The sequence below is a fragment of the Calothrix rhizosoleniae SC01 genome (genome assembly GCF_900185595.1).
Classification (GTDB): domain Bacteria; phylum Cyanobacteriota; class Cyanobacteriia; order Cyanobacteriales; family Nostocaceae; genus Calothrix_A; species Calothrix_A rhizosoleniae.
The window spans coordinates 1-2,284 of sequence record NZ_FYBH01000398.1 but is presented as its reverse complement, the minus strand read 5'-3'; the positions used below and the strand labels follow the sequence as shown (position 1 = coordinate 2,284).

At 44.9% G+C, this 2,284-nt stretch carries 1 protein-coding gene; it reads right to left on the bottom strand.

What is annotated here, in order from left to right:
• Positions 1 to 66 precede the first annotated feature (66 nt).
• A partial coding sequence (locus tag CALSC_RS24405) for a TauD/TfdA family dioxygenase (RefSeq protein ID WP_143288362.1) occupies positions 67 to 2,284 on the bottom strand: 2,218 nt, incomplete at its 5' end.

The following is a 2,284-nucleotide window of genomic DNA, read 5'->3' as shown; positions in this document are numbered from 1 at the left end:
AAGACCAGTTGTTTGGGTGATAGATTTAGTAAATTCTTTTTCACTGCGCTATTTTTCTTACAGGTTCTATTGTTGATGCTGATTCAGTAATACTTCTAACTCGTTATCAGAGAGGTGAGCAACGTCATCAATCAATTGGGCTACCTGGTGAATACGAGCTTGCTCTTCTTGATTTTTCCCCAGGGTTCGAGCCATCTCTGCAATGGTTGGGGTTTGATTCAGTGCTAGCAAAGAAAGGGAAATCTGAAAGGTTTCTTGAATCTCGGTAATGATATCAGTCGCTTCCAGGGATTGACCCCCTAGTTCAAAGAAATTGTCATATATACCAATGGGTTCTATATCCAGGGCTGCTTGCCAGATTTTCGTGAGAACAGACTCTAGAGATATACGTGGAGCCACATAATTGGATTTAGGGAGGACTGGATTAGGGATGATAGTCGAGTCTTTGTCTACTGCATCCTTATCTGTCTTAGGAGTCTCGAATGTTGGAATTAGGGGCAATGAGTCATCCAGACTAACCCAGGTTTTGGGCTCAGCCATACCCACTACAACTTTTCGAGAACCGGTAAAAGGTTCTCGCCCGTGAGCAACCCGCAAATTATCGAGCCAAAGAACATCGCCAGTTTGCCAAGGAAAGGTGATAGTTGACTGATGGTAAGCTGCGCGAATCTCATCTAACACTTCAGGCTCAATTGGGCTACCATCACCGTAATAGGTGTTGTTAGGCAACTCTTCTAGGGAAAATTCAGCCAACATGGTCTGCTGAAGCTTCAAGGGCAGGGTAGAGACATGCAGCACAGCTGCATGATTGAACCAGACCATCTGCCCTGTTTGGGGATGTTTAACTGCCGCCGGCCTCACTTGACGTGTTCTTAGGCGATTAAGACCTCGCCACTCTAGCTCAATCCCCGTTTTTTTACAAAAGGCTTCTAAAGTAGCTCGATCTGATGTGCCAAAAGCTTCCTGCCAGGGCAAACCGTAGCTATTACCAAAATTGCGGACATACATTACCCCTTGTTGCAAAAACCGAGTTCGGGTTTCAGGACTGATGTATTGAAAAACCTTGGCGATGTCAGCAATCGGTGTCTCACCTCCCTGTTGAGGGGCTGTCATGCAATAAAAGAAAATCTGATGGGGCCAGGTATAGGCAAACGAATTTTCGTTATGCAGAAAAATGCGATGGCTGGGTGGATATTCAGTTGAGGTATAGATATGTCCTCTCACCGTGCGCCGAGGAGTAGCCCGATCCTGATAAGGTATTAGATCCCCAGCAAGGGATTGAATGGTTTGCTCAAAATCTTGTATGCCTGCTAGCTGAAAATTCCTGAATAGGATGGCACCATAGTTAACCAGTTGCTGGCAAAGCCTTGATTTATTTTCGGTAGCCCACCTCTGTAAACATGTGTTCTGATTGGGCGATTTGATCAGCAATGGCAAGACAGGTGTCTCCATTAGTCGGTCATTGGATGGTTGGTGAGATTGACCTGGTGATATTGGTAATAATCTCAAAGAATGGTCTGTTAGCCCTAGTTTTTGTGCCAAACCAATTCTTTGCCGTTTACCTGTAGGACCCTTGGGTATTTCATCCACAAACATGACTATGCGAGGAATTTTAAAATCAGCTAGTTTTACTGCTGCAAATTCCTTGATTTCTTGTTCTGTTGCTGATGCTCCCTGCTTGAGAACCGCAGCAACTGCGACATCTTCACCCAGGAGGGTATGAGGAGTGGCAAAAGTAACTATCTGTTCAATTGCAGGATGGTCTAAAAGCACTTCATCTACTTCACGGGGAGAAATCTTTTCACCACCACGGTTAATAATTTCCTTAATCCGACCCTTAAGAAACAGGTAATTATCCGTATCTAAATAACCCAAGTCACCTGTGCGGAACCAGCCATTGGTAAAAGCAGTTTCATTCGCCTGGAGATTGTTTTCGTAACCTTGAGTCACATTGGCTCCCCGAATTACTACTTCCCCAATTTCTCCCGGTGACAATAATTTACCCATCTCGTTCATAATTGCTACTTCTGACCCGACTGCAATTCCCACTGAACCAGGTTTACGCACAAGGGGAGGAAGAGGATTACTAACCATTTGATGAGAGGCTTCTGTCATCCCATAGGACTCGATTACCGGAGCATGGAAAACTTCTTCTAATTCTGCCATTAATTGAGGTGGTAAGGGGGCAGAAGAAGAGCGAATTAAGCGAATTGCAGAATGAGCAATGGTTTCATGGTTTGTTTCTGCCCGCGCCAAAATTGCTTGATGCATAGTGGGAACCGCA